Origin of the sequence: Rhizobium sp. R339, assembly GCF_002211395.1 — a bacterium.
Classification (GTDB): domain Bacteria; phylum Pseudomonadota; class Alphaproteobacteria; order Rhizobiales; family Rhizobiaceae; genus Rhizobium.
Map to the genome: position 1 here is coordinate 56940 of NZ_LOKV01000002.1, position 16124 is coordinate 73063.

A 16124-nucleotide genomic window follows, 5' to 3' on the forward strand; every position below is an offset into this window, starting at 1 on the left:
TTGGCCGGAGGGTTTTGCCTATTGCCCAGCACTCTCCAGAAGGCGGAGCGCGAGCTTGAGGTGCGGCAGGTCAAGCATGCGCCCGTCAAGCTGGATAACACCGGCGTCGGGCCTAGCGGCAAAGGCGGCGACGACCTTTTCCGCCCAGGCGATCTCGGATAAATCCGGCGTGAAGGCGTGGTTGATCGTTTCGATCTGGCTTGGATGGATGGCCATCATGCCGGAGAAGCCGTCGCGCCGGGCGCGGCCGACATAGGCCCTCAGACCATTGAGATCGCGAAAATCGGGATAAATGGTATCGATCGCAGGAACGGCTGCGGCATGGGCTCCGAAGAGCGTGAGCGAGCGGGCAAGCTCGTAAGGCGGCGTATAGCGGCCGTCCGTCCTGCGCGCGGTTGTAGCCCCGATCGCGGCCGGCAGATCCTCGGCGCCCCAGGTCAGGCCGCAGAGCCTGTCTGCGACTTCGCGGTAGCTGCCGATCTCGAAGATCGCCGATGGCGTTTCGGTCGCGATCGGCAGGATGGGAAGAGCCGTCGCGAGCGAGCTTGCAAGCTTGCGCACCGAAGCGGCGCCCTCGGCCTTCGGTAGCATCAGCGCGAAAGGCTGAAGACTGCTCAGGGCGGCGATGTCGCCTTCGAATTCCGGCGAAGTGAGGGGATTGATGCGGATGAGGAGCTTGGTCTCGCCGGCATGGCGCTGCACGAAGGTGTGCACGCTGTCGCGGGCCTTTGGCTTGTTGGCCGGCGCAACCGAATCTTCCAGATCGAGAATGACGGCATCGGCGCCCGAGGCGAGGGCTTTTTCGAAACGCTCCGGCCGGTCGCCGGGCACGAAGAGCAGCGAGCGCAGCCTCATGACGGTTTTACCTTCAGCATCGCCGTGCGCAGGCACTGGCAGACGATGTCGTCGCGCTGGTTCAGGGTGATGTGCCTGAAGGTGACGATGCCGGCATCGGGGCGGGAATTCGAGCGGCGCAGCTCCGTCACTTGGGTTTCCACCCTCAGCGTATCGCCGATGAAGACCGGTTTCGGCATTGTCACCTTGTCATAACCGAGATTGGCGACGAGCGTGCCGAGCGTGGTGTCGCCGACCGAAAGGCCGACGGTCAGCGCGAAGGTGAAGGTGCCGTTGACGACGATCCGGCCGAATTCGGTGCCGGCCGCATATTCGGCATCGAGATGCAGCGGCTGTGGATTGTGGGAGAGCGTCGTAAAGAGCAGGTTGTCGGTCTCAGTGACCGTGCGGCGGATATCGTGGGCGATGCGGTCGCCGACCGTCCACTCGTCGAAATAGCGGCCGGCCATCACTCCTCTCCCTTCATGACGGTGACGACCAGCTGGTTTTCCGAGACCCTGGCGCCGGGGGAAACCTGCAGTTTGCCGACGATGCCGTCGAAGGGCGCCCGCAGCGTATGTTCCATCTTCATGGCTTCGACCGTCAGCAGACGGTCCCCCTTGGCGACCGGATCGCCTTCGGCGATATCCACCGAAATGACGAGGCCCGGCATGGGTGAAAGGATCGCGCCGTCGCCCACGCCGTGAGACGCCTCGACCTCGCCCGCATGGGGCAAGCCGATCGACCAGGCATTGCCGGCATCGAAGAGCACTATCGTTTCGTCGATCTCGACGGTATTGGCTTCGAGGTCCCGGCGCGCACGCCCCCAATGGAGGTGACCGTCGATGCGCACGCGCACGCGGCTGTCGCTCGTCGCAGCGATGCGGAAGCCGGGAAGCGCGGACCAGGGATCGCCATCCATGCCTTTCGAAAGTGCCGTGGCTGCCCTGTCGACGACAGTTTCATCCGGGTCGCTCGCCGCCAGGTTTTCGCCGTGGCGGTCGAGGAAGCCGGTATCGATCCGCGCGGCGCGAAAATCCGGATCATTGGCGATGCGGGCGAGGAGACCGGCATTGGATCTGACCGGCCAGACCTCGATGCCGGCACAGGCGACGGCGAGCTTCGAAAGGGCGGCCTCGCGGTTCGGCCCATGCGCGATGATCTTGGCAATCATCGGATCGTAAAAGGCGGTGATCTCATCGCCCTCGACGACGCCGCTGTCGACGCGGACCGTCGTCGGGAGTTTGAGATGGTCGAGCCGGCCGGTCGAAGGCAAATAGTCGGCGGCGGGATTTTCGGCGTAGAGGCGGGCTTCGAAGGCCCAGCCGCTGATTGCGATTTCGTCCTGGCTTTTCGGCAACGGTCCGCCGCTGGCGACCGTCAACTGCCAGAGCACCAGATCCTCGCCTGTTATGGCCTCTGTGACGGGATGTTCCACCTGCAGCCGCGTGTTCATTTCCATGAACCAGATGCGGTCGGGATGCAGGCCGGAGGAGGCGTCGGCGATAAATTCGATGGTGCCGGCGCCGACATAATTCACCGCTCTTGCGGCCTTGACCGCCGCATCGCAGATCGCTGTCCGCGTGGCGGCATCGAGGCCGGGAGCAGGGGCCTCCTCAATGACCTTCTGATGCCGGCGCTGCAGCGAACAATCGCGCTCGAAGAGATGAACGCAATTGCCGAGCTGATCGGCGAAGACCTGCACCTCGATATGGCGCGGATTGGCGATATAGCGCTCGATCAGAACGCGGTCGTCGCCAAAGGCGGCGGCCGCCTCGCGGCGGCAGGAGGCGAGAAGCGCGGCGAAATCCTGCGCGCGGTCGACACGGCGCATGCCCTTGCCGCCGCCGCCGGCAACCGCCTTGATGAGCACGGGATAACCGATGGCATCGGCTTCGGCTGCAAGCCTTGCTTCGCTCTGGTCGGGGCCGAGATAACCGGGGGTGACGGGCACGCCCGCCGCCTGCATCAATTGTTTCGCGGCGTCCTTGAGCCCCATGGCGCGGATGGCGGCCGGGGGCGCACCGACCCAGACGATGCCGGCTTTCTCAACCGCTTCGGCAAATTCGGCATTTTCCGACAGGAACCCGTAACCAGGATGGATCGCGGCAGCGCCGGTTTTTCGGGCGGCCTCCAGGATGCGTGCCTCAGAGAGGTAGCTTTCGCGGGCCGGTGGCGGGCCGATGGCGATTGCCTCGTCCGCTTCCTTCACGAAGGGCAGGCCGGCATCGGCCTCGGAATAGACGGCGATCGTGCGAATGTCGAGCGTCTTTGCCGTGCGGATGATGCGGCGGGCGATCTCGCCCCGGTTGGCGATGAGAAGACTTTCCATCATGCCGCGCCTCACATCCTGAACAGGCCGAAGCGCGGCCCTTTCGGGATCGGCGCATTCAGGCAGGCGGAAAAGGCAAGGCCCAGCACATCGCGCGTCTGGCGCGGGTCGATGATGCCGTCGTCCCAGAGGCGGGCGGTCGCATAATAGGGATTGCCCTCGGCCTCGTAGCCGGCGCGGATCGGCGCCTTGAAGGCCTCTTCCTCGGCGGCCGGCCAATCCTCACCGCGCGCTTCCATCGCGTCGCGGCGGATGGTGGCGAGCACCGAGGCCGCCTGTTCGCCGCCCATGACGCTGATGCGGCTGTTCGGCCAGGTGAAGAGGAAGCGTGGGCGATAGGCGCGGCCGCACATGCCATAATTGCCGGCGCCGAAACTGCCGCCGATGATGACGGTGACTTTCGGCACGGTGGCGGTCGCGACCGCCGTCACCAGCTTTGCCCCATCCTTGGCGATGCCGCCGGCCTCATAGCGGCCGCCGACCATGAAGCCGGAGATGTTTTGCAGGAAGAGCAGCGGTACGCGGCGCTGGCAGGCGAGCTCGATGAAATGCGCGCCCTTCAGTGCGCTTTCGGAAAAGAGCACGCCGTTGTTGGCGATGACGGCGACGGGCATGCCCCAGATGCGGGCGAAGCCGCAAACGAGCGTGGTGCCGTAGAGCGGCTTGAACTCATGCAGTTCCGAGCCGTCGACGATCCGGCCGATCACCTCGCGCACGTCATAGGGCGAACGCACGTCATCGGGTATGATGCCGTTAAGGTCCTCGACGTCGAGCTTCGGCGGACGCGGAAGCTGAATGTCGATATCGACCGATTTGACGCTGTTGAGGCTGGCGACGATATCGCGCACCAGAAGCAGCGCATGTTCGTCATTTTCCGCGACATGATCGACCACACCGGAGCGGCGGCCATGGGTTTCGGCGCCGCCCAGCTCTTCGGCCGAGATGATTTCGCCGGTCGCCGCTTTGACCAGCGGCGGGCCGGCGAGGAAGATCGTGCCCTGATTGCGAACGATCACCGTTTCGTCGGACATGGCGGGAACATAGGCGCCGCCGGCCGTGCAGCTTCCCATGACGCAGGCTATCTGCGGAATGCCTTCGGCCGACATCTGCGCCTGGTTGTAGAAGATCGCGCCGAAATGGTCGCGGTCGGGAAAGACCTCGGCCTGATGCGGAAGATTGGCGCCGCCGCTGTCGACCAGATAGAGACAGGGCAGCTGGTTCTGCAGCGCGATCTCCTGCGCCCGCAGATGCTTCTTCACCGTCATCGGGAAATAGGCGCCGCCCTTCACCGTCGCGTCATTGGCGACGATCATCACCTCGCGGCCGCAAACGCGGCCGATGCCGGCGATGATGCCGGCACCCGGCGCCTCGTCGCCATACATGCCGTTGGCCGCCAGCGTGCCGATCTCCAGGAAGGGGCTCCCGGCATCGATGAGCAGCTGGATGCGGTCGCGCGGCAAGAGTTTGCCCTTGCTTGTGTGGCGCTCGCGTGCCGATTGCGATCCGCCCTCACGCGCCTTCGCAGAACGGGCGTGGAGCTCTTCGATCAGGGCTCTATTCTTGATGGCATTGGCTTTGAAGCTTTCGCCGTCGCGATCGATCGCAGTCGAAATCACCGTCATGATGCGATGAGCTCCCGCCCGATCAGATAGCGGCGGATCTCGTTGGTGCCGGCGCCGATATCGTAGAGCTTGGCGTCGCGCAGGAAGCGCTCGACCGGCCACTCCTTGGTGTAGCCGGCGCCGCCGAGCGCCTGGATCGCCTCCAGCGACACCTTCACGGCATTCTCGCTGGCAAAGAGGATCGCGGCGGCCGCGTCCGTGCGGGTGGCGCGGCCGGCGTCGCAGGCGCGGGCGACGGAATAGACATAGGCACGCGCCGAATTCAGCGCGACATACATGTCAGCGATCTTGCCCTGCATCAGCTGGAAATCGCCGATCGCTTTGCCGAATTGTTTTCGGTCACGCACATAGGGCAGCACGACATCCAGGCAGGCCTGCATGATCCCGAGCGGGCCGGCGGCGAGCACGGCGCGCTCATAGTCGAGGCCTGACATCAGGATCTTCACGCCCTCTCCCTCCCGGCCCATCAGCGCCTCGGCCGACACCTCGCAATCCTGGAATACCAGCTCGGCCGTGTCGCTGCCGCGCATGCCGAGCTTGGAGAGCTTGTTCGACACGCTGAAGCCGGGCAGGCCCTTTTCAATGATAAAGGCGGAAATGCCCTTCGGCCCGGCCGCCGGGTCGGTCTTGGCGTAGACGACAAGCACATCGGCATGCGGCGCATTGGTGATCCAGAATTTGGTGCCGTTCAAGATGTAGCGTTCGCCCTTTTTCTCGGCCCGCAGACGCATTGAGACGACATCGGAACCGGCTCCGGCTTCGGACATGGCAAGTGAACCGACATGCTCGCCGGAGATCAGTTTCGGCAGATAGCGGTGCTTCTGCTCCGGCGAGGCCCAGCGGCGGATCTGGTTGACGCAGAGATTGGAATGGGCGCCGTAGCTTAAGCCCACCGAGGCCGAGGCACGCGAGACCTCCTCCATAGCAACGACATGCTCAAGGTAACCGAGACCGGCGCCGCCGAATTCTTCCTCGACGGTGATGCCATGCAGGCCGAGCGCGCCCATCCGGGGCCAGAGCTGGCGTGGAAACGTGTTGCTTTCGTCGATCTCCGCCGCCAGCGGAGCAATATGATCGGCGGCAAACCGCGCCGTCGTTTCGCGGATCGCGTCCGCGGTGTCGCCGAGCGAAAAATCAAACATGGCACTCCTCCCGCTGAAATATGTAGCGCGGGTTGCGGCAGGTTCAAAGTGCTGTGGGTGAATGGTATTTGCTGGTGCTTATGGAGGGCACTATGGCAGGCGCCTCTCTCTCCACCCTCATGCCTGTGCTTGTCACAGGCATCCAGCCACCGCGCGTCTGCGCGGTGAATGACTCATTTGCTCAAGGTAGTCTCTTGCGCCCAAGGACTTGGACGCGCTGGATGCCTGTGACAAGCACAGGCATGAGGGAGCGTGTGGAACAACGCGGGTCTTTCCCTTACCGCTCGCGTTCCCGCTCTCCCGAACCATCCCGCCGGAAAGCCTCTGGGCTCTTGCCCGTCCATTTCCGGAAGGCCCGGAAGAAGGCGCTGGGTTCGGAATAGCCGAGCTGTACGGCGATCTCGCCGATCGTTTTCGAGGTATTCAGCAGCAGTTCGACGGCGAGATCCCGGCGGATGTCGTCCTTGATGGCGGCGTAGCTTTGTCCTTCGGCGTGCAGGCGGTGGCGCAGCGTCGAGGGCGGCATGCGCATATCGGCGGCGAGTTCGGTAAAGCTTCGCCAGGTAGCGGGCGTGGCTTGGCTCAAGCGGCGGCGGACGGCCGCGGCGATGCCGGCATCGTAACGGTAGCGCACCAGAATATTAGCAGGGGCGCCGCGCAGGAATTGTTTCAGCGCCTGCTCGCTGCGGGAGATCGGCAGGTCGAGCATGGCGCTGTCGAAGCCGAGACGGCTGATCGGTTGTGAGAAACGCACCGGCGCACCGAAAAACAGCCGGTAGTCGGCCCCTTGTTTGGGTTCGGCGCAGCGGAAATCGACGAGGCGGATCGGAATGCGCCGGCCGACCAACCAGCAGATGATGCCGTGCAGAATGATCCAATAGGTGCGGTAGGCGAAGGCCGAACGCGGTCCGCCGGCATCCCTGAGCTCGACCTCGGCGAGACCATCGCGGATGACGAGCTGCCCCCGGGGATCGTCGAGCACGACATCGAGGAAGCGCAGCGCCCGGCGCAGTGCGTGACCGAGCGTCGGCGCGTGCAGCACGCAATGGCTAAGCAGCGTGAAGCTGCCGCTGCGCATCGGCCGTGCGCCCATGCCGAAGAATTCATCGTCGAGTTCTGCAGCGATTGCGAGCCACAGCGCGCCGTAGGTCTCCGCCGAAACCGGATGTTCGACGAGAGACGGCATGCCGACTTGCGCAAGGATCGGCGCTGTCGGTTTGCCGAGCCGCCGCAGGCTGTCGAGCGCTTCCTCGACGAAGCCGGGCGCGATCATGCGTCGCTCGATTTCGACCATTATACCTCCGCTATGGCAAAACTGGCCGAAATAATGGAGCAATTTCGTCATCGCTTGCAATAGGAGGAGCGAATAGAATCCCGCCTGCCGGCATGATCTGGAGGAGACGGGCCGGCGGCGAGGAGAAGAGATCCATGTTGATCCCGGGAGCAAGTTTTATCGTGACCGGCGGCGGCTCCGGGCTCGGCGCCGCAGTGGCGCGCATGCTCGTCGAGGCCGGCGGGCGTGTAACGATCGCCGATCTCAATACCGAAGCGGGCGAAGAAATCGCCCGGCAACTTGGCAGCGACGCGCGCTTCATCAAGGCCGATGTGAGCGATGGCGAGGAAGGGGCGGCGGTGGTTGCCGCTGCGGTCAAGGCCTTCGGCGGCCTGCGCGGGCTGATCAATTGCGCCGGCGTCGCGCCGGCCGAGAAGGTGATCGGCCGCGACGGGCCGCACCGGCTGGTGAGTTTTACCCGCACCATCGGCATCAATCTAATCGGCACATTCAACATGATCCGGCTTGCTGCCGCAGCCATCCAGAATGCGGAGCCGGATGCGGAAGGCGAACGCGGCGTCATCGTCAATACGGCCTCGGTCGCCGCCTTCGACGGGCAAATCGGCCAGGCGGCCTATGCCGCCTCCAAGGGCGGGGTGGCGGCGATGACCCTGCCAGTTGCCCGCGAGCTTGCCCGGCATGGCATCCGCGTCGTGTCCATCGCGCCTGGTATTTTCGAGACGCCGATGATGGCTGGTATGCCGGCGGAAGTGCAGGAAGCGCTGGGCAAGAGCGTGCCCTTTCCGCCGCGGCTCGGCCGGCCGGCGGAATTTGCCGGGCTGGTGCGCCATATCTTTGAAAACAACATGCTGAACGGCGAGGTCATCCGCCTCGACGGTGCATTGCGGATGGGCGCGCGGTGAGCGTTGCCCGAGGAGGAAAGATGGCATTGCAGGACCCCATCGTCATCACCGGTGCGGGGCGCACGCCGATCGGCAGCTTTCAGGGAGAGCTGAAGGATACGGCAGCCCCCGAGCTTGGAGCCGCGGCGATCCGCGCAGCACTTGAGCGCAGCCGCGTAGAGCCCGAGGCGATCGAGGAAGTCGTCTTTGGCTGCGTGCTGCCCGCGGGGCAGGGGCAGGCGCCGGCACGGCAGGCGGCCATCCATGCCGGCCTGCCCTTTGCGACTGGCGCCAGTACCGTCAACAAGATGTGCGGCTCTGGCATGAAGGCGATCATGATGGCCCATGACCTGATTGCCGCCGGCAGCGCCTCGGTGGCAGTCGCAGGCGGCATGGAAAGCATGACCAACGCGCCCTATCTCCTTGAGAGAGCCCGTGCCGGTTACAGGCTCGGCCATGGGCGGGTCGTGGATCACATGTTCCTCGACGGGCTGGAGGATGCTTATGACAAGGGGCGCTTGATGGGCAGCTTCGCGGAGGATTGCGCCGAGGCCTATCAGTTCACGCGCGAAGCGCAGGATAATTACGCCATCGCTTCTCTGACGCGCGCGCAGAAGGCGATCGCGGACGGCTGTTTCGAAAGCGAGATCGTGCCGGTCACGGTGAAATCGGGCAAAGCCGAGCAAGTGGCGAGCCGCGACGAGCAGCCCGGCAAGGCCAGGCCCGACAAGATCCCGACGCTGAAACCCGCCTTCCGCGACGGCGGCACGGTGACTGCCGCCAATTCCAGCTCGATCTCCGACGGCGCGGCAGCCCTCGTGCTGATGCGCCGCTCGCAGGCCGAGCGTCGCGGTCTGACGCCGCTCGCCACCATCCTCGGCCACGCTACCCATTCGCAGGCACCCAATCTTTTCGCCACCGCCCCGATCGGCGCCCTGCAGAAGCTCTCCGATCGAACCGGCCTGGCGCTTTCGGACGTCGATCTCTTCGAGATCAACGAGGCCTTCGCCGTCGTCGCCATGGCGGCGATGCGCGATCTAGACCTGCCGCATGAGAAGGTGAACGTCCATGGCGGCGCCTGCGCGCTCGGCCATCCGATCGGGGCGTCGGGAGCCCGTATTCTGGTGACGCTGCTTGCGGCGCTGGAGCGTTACGACTTGAAACGCGGCATGGCGGCACTCTGTATCGGCGGTGGCGAGGCGACGGCCGTCGCCATCGAGCGGCATTAGCGGGGAGGCGGGCAGATGATCCTTTCCGACCTCCAACAGCAGATCAGCGATCTCGCCCGCGACTTTGCTCGCGACCGGCTGGCGCCGGGGGCGGCCAAACGCGACCGGGAACATCTTTTCCCGCGCGAGGAACTGAAGGAGATGGGCGAGCTTGGCCTGCTCGGCATGCTGGTGCCGGAGGCCTATGGCGGCTCGGATACCGGCGTCGTCGCCTATGCCGCGGCACTCGAGGAGATTGCCGCCGGCGACGGGCCCTGTTCGACGATCATGAGCGTGCATAGCTCCGTCGGCTGCGTGCCGATCCTGAAATTCGGCACTGAGGAACAGCGGCAGCGCTTCCTGCCGAAACTGGCGAACGGCGAATGGATCGGCGGTTTTGCGCTCACCGAGCCGCAGGCCGGTTCCGACGCTTCGAACCTGAAAACCCGGGCGCGGCGGGACGGCGACCACTATGTGATCGACGGTGCCAAGCAGTTCATCACCTCGGGAAAAAACGGCAATGTCATCATCGTCTTTGCCGTCACCGACCCGGATGCTGGCAAGAAGGGCATCACCGCCTTCATCGTGCCGACGGAGACGCCGGGCTACGAGGTGATCCGCGTCGAGGAAAAGCTTGGGCTGCATTCGACCGATACCTGCCAGATCGCTTTCAACGCGATGCGCATTCCTGCAGAGCTGAGGCTCGGGGCGGAAGGCGAAGGTTACCGCATCGCGCTCGCCAATCTCGAGGGGGGACGGATCGGCATTGCGGCGCAGGCGGTCGGCATGGCGCGGGCGGCCTTCGAGGCGGCGCGCGATTATGCCAAGGAGCGCACGGCGTTCGGCAAGCCGATTTTCGAGCATCAGGCCGTCGCCTTCCGTCTTGCCGACATGGCGGTGCGGATCGAGGCGGCCCGCCAGTTGGTCTTTCATGCCGCTGCCTTGAGGGAGGCGGAACTGCCCTGCTTGTCGGAAGCCTCGATGGCGAAGCTCTTTGCCTCCGAGATGGCCGAGCGCGTCTGTTCCGACGCGATCCAGATCCATGGCGGCTACGGCTACATGGCCGATTATCCGGTCGAACGCATCTATCGCGATGTGCGCATCTGCCAGATCTATGAGGGAACGAGCGACGTGCAGCGCATGGTGATTGCCCGCAATCTATAAGAACCATACCGGCCCTGCTTCCGGGGAGGGAGGCACGGCCGGCAAAGGGAGGAAAGAAAAGACATGGTGGATTCCGCTCGTTTGAGCCTGCACGTCCCCGAACCTGCCGTCCGCCCGGGCGGCCAGCCCGATTTTTCCAACGTCAAGATCGCCAAGGCCGGTTCCGTGCCGCGGCCGGAGGTCGATGTCGCATCCGAGGATATACGCGATCTCGCCTATTCGATCATCCGGGTCTTGAACCGTGATGGCGAGGCGGTCGGCCCTTGGGCCGGGTCGCTCTCCGACGAGGAGTTGCTGACCGGGCTTCGCAACATGATGAAGCTGCGCGCCTTCGATGCCCGCATGCTGATGGCGCAGCGGCAAGGAAAGACCTCCTTCTACATGCAGCATCTCGGCGAAGAGGCCGTCAGCTGCGCCTTCCGCAAGGCGCTTAACAAGGGCGACATGAACTTCCCGACCTATCGGCAGGCGGGCCTGCTGATCGCCGATGATTATCCGATGGTCGAGATGATGAACCAGATCTACTCGAACGAGAGCGACCCCTTGCGCGGTCGGCAATTGCCGATCATGTATTCGTCCAAAGAACATGGCTTTTTCACCATCTCGGGTAATCTCGCCACCCAATATGTGCAGGCCGTCGGCTGGGCGATGGCTTCGGCGATCAAGAACGACAGCCGCATTGCCGCCGCCTGGATCGGCGACGGATCGACGGCGGAATCGGATTTCCATTCGGCGCTCGTCTTCGCCTCGACTTACAAGGCGCCTGTTATCCTCAATATCGTCAACAATCAGTGGGCGATCTCCACCTTCCAGGGCATTGCCCGCGGCGGCTCGGGCACCTTCGCCGCCCGCGGCCTCGGCTTCGGCATTCCGGCGCTGCGGGTCGACGGCAACGACTATCTCGCTGTCCATGCCGTCGCCCGCTGGGCGGCCGAGCGCGCACGGGGCAATCTCGGCCCGACGCTGATCGAATATGTAACCTATCGCGTCGGCGCGCATTCGACCTCCGACGATCCGAGCGCCTACCGCCCGAAGACGGAATCAGAGGCCTGGCCGCTCGGCGATCCCGTGCTGCGGCTGAAGAAACATCTGATCGTCAAGGGCGTATGGTCGGAGGAGCGGCACGTGCAGGCGGAAGCCGAAATTACGGATGAGGTGATCGAGGCGCAGCGCCAGGCGGAGGCGCACGGCACGCTGCACGCCGGCGGCAAGCCTTCGGTGCGTGATATTTTCGAAGGCGTCTATGCCGAGATGCCGGCGCATATCCGCCGACAGCGGCAGAAGGCGGGGTACTGAGATGGCCAGGATGACGATGATCGAGGCGGTGCGTAGCGCCATGGACGTCTCGATGGCGAAGGACGACAATGTCGTCGTTTTCGGTGAGGATGTCGGTTATTTCGGCGGTGTCTTCCGCTCGACGCAGGGCCTGCAGGCAAAATACGGCAGGACGCGCTGCTTCGACACGCCGATCAGCGAATCCGGCATCGTCGGCACGGCGATCGGCATGGCCGCCTATGGGCTGAAGCCCTGTGTCGAGATCCAGTTCGCCGATTATATGTACCCGGCCTATGACCAGCTGACGCAGGAGGCGGCGCGCATCCGCTACCGCTCCAACGGCGATTTCACCTGCCCGATCGTCGTGCGCATGCCCACAGGCGGCGGCATCTTCGGCGGCCAGACGCACAGCCAGAGCCCGGAAGCACTCTTCACCCATGTCTGCGGGCTGAAGGTGATCGTTCCCTCCAATCCCTATGACGCCAAAGGCCTGCTGATCGCAGCGATCGAGGATCCCGACCCGGTCATGTTCCTGGAGCCGAAGCGGCTTTATAACGGCCCCTTCGACGGCCACCACGAGCGGCCGGTCACACCCTGGTCGAAACATGATCTGGGGGAGGTGCCCGACGGCCATTACACCATCCCGATCGGCAAGGCCGAAGTGCGGCGCGAGGGATCGGCGGTAACCGTGGTTGCCTATGGCACCATGGTGCATGTGGCGCTTGCCGCGGCCGAGGATGCCGGCATCGATGCCGAGGTGATCGATTTGAGAAGCCTGCTGCCGCTCGATCTCGATACGATCGTCAAATCGGTTTCGAAGACAGGACGCTGCGTCGTCGTGCATGAGGCGACCCTGACGTCAGGCTTCGGCGCCGAGGTCGTGTCGCTGGTGCAGGAACATTGCTTCTATCAACTCGAAGCGCCTGTCGTGCGCGTCGCCGGCTGGGACACGCCCTATCCGCATGCGCAGGAGTGGGATTATTTCCCCGGTCCAGGCCGCGTCGGGCGGGCGCTTGCCGAAGTCATGGAGGCCTGAGCCATGGGCGAATTCATCATCAAGATGCCCGATGTCGGGGAAGGGGTCGCCGAGGCCGAGCTTGTGGAATGGCACGTGAAGGCAGGAGATCCGGTCCGCGAGGACATGGTGATCGCCGCCGTCATGACCGACAAGGCGACGGTGGAAATTCCCTCACCCGTCAACGGTACCGTCATCTGGCTTGCCGGCGAGATCGGAGACCGTATCGCGGTCAAGGCGCCGTTGGTGCGGATCGAGACGGCGGGAGATGCCGGCGAGGCTCCGCCCATGCAGATCTCGCAGGCGCCGGTTGCCGAACCGGTCAAGGTCGAAGCTGCACGGCCGGCTCCGGCTGCTGCGGCTGCGCCGGCTCCCGCGTCGCCTCCGGCCGAAAGGCCGCTTGCGGCTCCCTCTGTGCGGCTCTTCGCCAGGGAAAGCGGCGTCGATCTCCGACAGGTGCAGGGAAACGGACCGGCCGGGCGTATCCTGCGCGAGGATGTCGAGCAGTTCCTCGCCCAGGGAACGGCTCCTGCGGCGGCAAAAGCTGGCTTTGCCAGGAAGACGGCGACCGAAGAGATCAAGCTCACCGGCCTGCGCCGCCGGATCGCCGAGAAGATGGTGCTGTCCACCTCGCGCATTCCCCACATCACATATGTGGAGGAAGTCGATATAACGGCGCTCGAGGAACTGCGCGCCACCATGAACGGCGACCGCAGGGAAGGTCATCCGAAGCTGACGGTTCTGCCCTTCCTGATGCGGGCGCTGGTCAAGGCGATTTCCGAGCAGCCGGAGGTCAACGCCACCTTCGACGACGATGCCGGCATCATCACGCGTTATAGTGCCGTGCATATCGGCATCGCCACGCAGACACCGGCGGGGCTGACCGTGCCCGTCGTGCGGCATGCGGAAGCGCGCGGCATCTGGGATTGCGCGGCCGAGATGAACCGGTTGGCGGAAGCGGCGCGCTCGGGCACGGCGACGCGTGATGAGCTTTCCGGCTCCTCCATCACCATCAGCTCGCTCGGGGCACTCGGCGGCATCGTCTCGACGCCTGTCATCAATCATCCCGAGGTCGCGATCATCGGCGTCAACAAGATCGCCACGCGTCCGGTCTGGGACGGGACGCAATTCGTGCCGCGCAAGATGATGAACCTCTCCTCCAGCTTCGATCATCGCATTATCGACGGCTGGGATGCGGCGACCTTCGTCCAGCGCATCCGTACGCTCCTCGAAACCCCGGCGCTCATTTTCATCGAAGGCTGATCCATGAAAGAGATTGTCTGCAAGCTCCTCGTCATCGGCGCCGGCCCGGGCGGTTATGTCTGCGCCATCCGCGCCGGACAACTCGGCATCGATACCGTCATCGTCGAGGCCGGAAAGCCTGGCGGCACCTGCTTGACGGTCGGCTGCATTCCTTCCAAGGCGCTGATCCATGCGGCCGAAGAATTCGACGCGACGCGAAAGATGCTCGCCGGCAGGAACCCGATGGGGATTCGCGTCGAAGGCGCCTCGATCGATCTTGGCAGAACCATCGCCTGGAAGGACGGCATTGTCGGCCGTCTGACGGGTGGCGTCTCCGGGCTGTTGCAGAAGGCGCGGGTCAAGATCGTCCACGGCCGCGCCCACTTTCGCGACGGCAAGACCGTGGAGGTGGAGACTGAAACCGGCCAGCAGATCATCCGTGCCGAGACCGTGGTCATCGCCACCGGCTCCGATCCGGTGGAGCTTGCCAGCCTGCCATTCGGCGGCCGCGTCATTTCCTCGACGGAGGCGCTGTCGCTGACGGAGCTGCCCAAGAAGCTCGTGGTGGTCGGCGGCGGTTATATCGGGCTGGAACTCGGCACGGCCTTCTCCAAGATGGGATCGGAAGTCACGGTCGTCGAGGCGACGCAACAGGTGCTGCCGCTCTATGACGCCGAGCTGGTGCGGCCCGTCCTGCGCAAGCTCACGGAAAGCGGTATCCGGGTGCTGACGGGTGCGAAGGCCATGGGTCTTGCCGACAATGGCGAGGCATTGCTCATCGAAACCTCCGACGGCCGGCGGGAGACCTTGCCGGCCGACCGCATCCTTGTCACCGTCGGCCGCCGCCCGCGAACAGCGGGATCCGGTCTCGAAGAGCTCGATCTCGATCGTGCCGGTCCTTATCTCAGGATCGACGATCGCTGCCGCACCTCAATGCGCGGCATCTATGCGATCGGCGACGTGACCGGCGAGCCAATGCTGGCCCATCGGGCGATGGCGCAAGGGGAGATGGTGGCGGAGATCATCGCCGGCAGGAAGCGGGCCTGGGACAAGCGCTGCATTCCCGCCATCTGCTTCACCGATCCCGAAATCGTCAGCGCCGGGCTCTCGCCGGCGGAGGCAACGGCGCAAGGCTATGAAAGCCGCACCGGCCAGTTTCCGTTCAGCGCCAATGGACGGGCGATGACGATGCTGTCCGAAGAGGGCTTCGTGCGCGTCGTCGCCCGCGCCGACACCAATCTCGTTCTCGGCCTGCAGGCAGTGGGGGCGGGTGTCTCCGAACTCTCGGCGGCCTTCGCCATGGCGATCGAGATGGGCGCACGTCTGGAAGACATCGCCGGCACCATCCACGCACATCCGACCCGCAGCGAAGCGATCATGGAGGCGGCGGCGAAAGCTTTAGGGAGCGCGCTGCATATGTGAAAGGGATGGCGGGCTCCTGGCATGGTTGTGGGCCGGACTATCTCTCGGCCATAGACATTTCAGCCTAACATGACCATGGGGCTAATTCGATGTTTCGGGATCTTGCAGCCACGCCGGAATATCCTGCTTGGCGTGGAGGATACGCCATACGTCGACATGATCGGCTTGCTCGAGATAGAAGACGATATAGGGAAAGTCCTTTAGTTTTATGCTGCGCAGATCAGGCAGGCCGAGTTCATATGCATAACGCAAGGAACCCGATGCAGGATGCTCGGCGAGCAAAGCAAATGTCGACTGCAATGCATCAACGAAGCCTATCGCGACTTGAGCGCCAGCCTCGCGAGCATAGTAATCCACGGCGCTCTTAGCGTCCTCGCGAGCCGATTGGCGGGGATAACAGACTTTGCTGTCACTTGGAGCTTTGTTTCAAGGCGCGATCGCGCAAGCCGTCGAAATAATTGGCATCAACCGGCTCGGTCGCCGCAGATGACGCGCCCTCAAGCAGGAGATCGCGCAAATGCTGCCGCTCTTTATCGCGACGAATCAGCTCACGTACATACTCGCTGCTCGTACCATAACCTCGCCCGGCGACCTGCTGATCGACGAAGTGTTTCAGACTGTCGGGCAACGAGATATTCATAGTGCTCATCGCGGCAAGGTAGCCACCATGGCAAAACTTGGCAAGGTGTGGCT

The 16124-nt window shown here is 64.2% G+C and carries 14 protein-coding genes and 1 pseudogene; 7 read left to right on the forward strand and 8 right to left on the reverse strand.

Annotated features, from left to right (window positions below; translation table 11 throughout):
- Positions 1–18: 18 nt before the first annotated feature.
- From ATY76_RS05815 to ATY76_RS05840, 6 genes are all read right to left on the reverse strand, one after another.
- The gene (locus tag ATY76_RS05815; protein WP_088673832.1) at positions 19–855 is read right to left on the reverse strand and encodes a CoA ester lyase; all 837 of its coding nucleotides are present in this window, start codon (positions 853–855) and stop codon (positions 19–21) included.
- A complete protein-coding gene (locus ATY76_RS05820; RefSeq protein WP_088673833.1) occupies positions 852–1304 on the reverse strand; it encodes a MaoC family dehydratase in 453 nt (150 codons plus the stop codon). The genes ATY76_RS05815 and ATY76_RS05820 overlap by 4 nt, the downstream gene beginning before the upstream one ends.
- Positions 1304–3169 (reverse strand): acetyl/propionyl/methylcrotonyl-CoA carboxylase subunit alpha, encoded by a 1866-nt coding sequence (locus tag ATY76_RS05825; protein ID WP_088673834.1) that lies wholly within the window; start codon positions 3167–3169, stop codon positions 1304–1306. The genes ATY76_RS05820 and ATY76_RS05825 overlap by 1 nt, the downstream gene beginning before the upstream one ends.
- Positions 3170–3177: 8 nt before the next feature.
- Positions 3178–4788, reverse strand: a complete 1611-nt coding sequence (locus ATY76_RS05830) for a carboxyl transferase domain-containing protein (protein ID WP_088673835.1) — start codon at positions 4786–4788, stop codon at positions 3178–3180.
- Entirely contained in the window at positions 4785–5930 is a 1146-nt protein-coding gene (locus ATY76_RS05835) for an isovaleryl-CoA dehydrogenase (protein WP_088673836.1), read from the reverse strand. Before ATY76_RS05835 ends, ATY76_RS05830 begins: the two co-directional genes overlap by 4 nt.
- A 277-nt stretch (positions 5931–6207) precedes the next feature.
- Positions 6208–7275, reverse strand: a complete 1068-nt coding sequence (locus tag ATY76_RS05840) for an AraC family transcriptional regulator (protein ID WP_088673837.1) — start codon at positions 7273–7275, stop codon at positions 6208–6210.
- Positions 7276–7358: 83 nt separating this feature from the next.
- Here ATY76_RS05840 and ATY76_RS05845 point away from each other — a divergent pair, with 83 nt between their 5' ends.
- The 7 genes from ATY76_RS05845 (at position 7359) to lpdA (ending at position 15431) form a co-directional block, all read left to right on the forward strand.
- Complete coding sequence (locus ATY76_RS05845) at positions 7359–8126, forward strand: 3-hydroxyacyl-CoA dehydrogenase (protein WP_088673838.1); 768 nt, start codon at positions 7359–7361, stop codon at positions 8124–8126.
- A 20-nt stretch (positions 8127–8146) separates the two neighbouring features.
- Positions 8147–9334 carry an acetyl-CoA C-acyltransferase gene (locus ATY76_RS05850; RefSeq protein ID WP_088673839.1) on the forward strand — a complete coding sequence of 396 codons (1188 nt, stop codon included), beginning with the start codon at positions 8147–8149 and terminating at the stop codon, positions 9332–9334.
- 15 nt (positions 9335–9349) lie between these two features.
- On the forward strand, positions 9350–10477 hold the full coding sequence (locus ATY76_RS05855) for an acyl-CoA dehydrogenase family protein (RefSeq protein ID WP_088673840.1): 1128 nt from the start codon (positions 9350–9352) through the stop codon (positions 10475–10477).
- A 63-nt stretch (positions 10478–10540) separates the two neighbouring features.
- Positions 10541–11773 carry a 3-methyl-2-oxobutanoate dehydrogenase (2-methylpropanoyl-transferring) subunit alpha gene (locus ATY76_RS05860; RefSeq protein WP_088673841.1) on the forward strand — a complete coding sequence of 411 codons (1233 nt, stop codon included), beginning with the start codon at positions 10541–10543 and terminating at the stop codon, positions 11771–11773.
- A gap of 1 nt (position 11774) precedes the next feature.
- Positions 11775–12788, forward strand: coding sequence for an alpha-ketoacid dehydrogenase subunit beta (locus ATY76_RS05865; protein WP_088673842.1), 1014 nt, complete (start codon positions 11775–11777; stop codon positions 12786–12788).
- Between the two features lie 3 nt (positions 12789–12791).
- Entirely contained in the window at positions 12792–14030 is a 1239-nt protein-coding gene (locus tag ATY76_RS05870) for a dihydrolipoamide acetyltransferase family protein (RefSeq protein WP_088673843.1), read from the forward strand.
- A gap of 3 nt (positions 14031–14033) precedes the next feature.
- Entirely contained in the window at positions 14034–15431 is a 1398-nt protein-coding gene (gene lpdA, locus ATY76_RS05875; protein WP_088673844.1) for a dihydrolipoyl dehydrogenase, read from the forward strand.
- 81 nt (positions 15432–15512) lie between these two features.
- Here lpdA and ATY76_RS05880 read toward each other — a convergent pair.
- Positions 15513–15824 (reverse strand): annotated as a pseudogene (locus tag ATY76_RS05880) (type II toxin-antitoxin system RelE/ParE family toxin); the annotation flags it as partial.
- A 16-nt stretch (positions 15825–15840) separates the two neighbouring features.
- Complete coding sequence (locus ATY76_RS05885; protein ID WP_088673846.1) at positions 15841–16080, reverse strand: type II toxin-antitoxin system ParD family antitoxin; 240 nt, start codon at positions 16078–16080, stop codon at positions 15841–15843.
- Between the last annotated feature and the right edge of the window lie 44 nt (positions 16081–16124).

Excerpts from the sequence above, each read along its gene's own strand:
- ATY76_RS05815 (WP_088673832.1), bottom strand. The coding sequence starts at position 855 with ATGAGGCTGCGCTCGCTGCTCTTCGTGCCCGGCGACCGGCCGGAGCGT.
- lpdA (WP_088673844.1), top strand. The coding sequence starts at position 14,034 with ATGAAAGAGATTGTCTGCAAGCTCCTCGTCATCGGCGCCGGCCCGGGC.
- ATY76_RS05850 (WP_088673839.1), top strand. The coding sequence starts at position 8,147 with ATGGCATTGCAGGACCCCATCGTCATCACCGGTGCGGGGCGCACGCCG.
- ATY76_RS05825 (WP_088673834.1), bottom strand. The coding sequence starts at position 3,169 with ATGATGGAAAGTCTTCTCATCGCCAACCGGGGCGAGATCGCCCGCCGC.
- ATY76_RS05820 (WP_088673833.1), bottom strand. The coding sequence starts at position 1,304 with ATGGCCGGCCGCTATTTCGACGAGTGGACGGTCGGCGACCGCATCGCC.
- ATY76_RS05885 (WP_088673846.1), bottom strand. The coding sequence starts at position 16,080 with ATGAGCACTATGAATATCTCGTTGCCCGACAGTCTGAAACACTTCGTC.
- ATY76_RS05865 (WP_088673842.1), top strand. The coding sequence starts at position 11,775 with ATGGCCAGGATGACGATGATCGAGGCGGTGCGTAGCGCCATGGACGTC.
- ATY76_RS05855 (WP_088673840.1), top strand. The coding sequence starts at position 9,350 with ATGATCCTTTCCGACCTCCAACAGCAGATCAGCGATCTCGCCCGCGAC.
- ATY76_RS05830 (WP_088673835.1), bottom strand. The coding sequence starts at position 4,788 with ATGACGGTGATTTCGACTGCGATCGATCGCGACGGCGAAAGCTTCAAA.
- ATY76_RS05845 (WP_088673838.1), top strand. The coding sequence starts at position 7,359 with ATGTTGATCCCGGGAGCAAGTTTTATCGTGACCGGCGGCGGCTCCGGG.
- ATY76_RS05860 (WP_088673841.1), top strand. The coding sequence starts at position 10,541 with ATGGTGGATTCCGCTCGTTTGAGCCTGCACGTCCCCGAACCTGCCGTC.
- ATY76_RS05840 (WP_088673837.1), bottom strand. The coding sequence starts at position 7,275 with ATGACGAAATTGCTCCATTATTTCGGCCAGTTTTGCCATAGCGGAGGT.
- ATY76_RS05835 (WP_088673836.1), bottom strand. The coding sequence starts at position 5,930 with ATGTTTGATTTTTCGCTCGGCGACACCGCGGACGCGATCCGCGAAACG.
- ATY76_RS05870 (WP_088673843.1), top strand. The coding sequence starts at position 12,792 with ATGGGCGAATTCATCATCAAGATGCCCGATGTCGGGGAAGGGGTCGCC.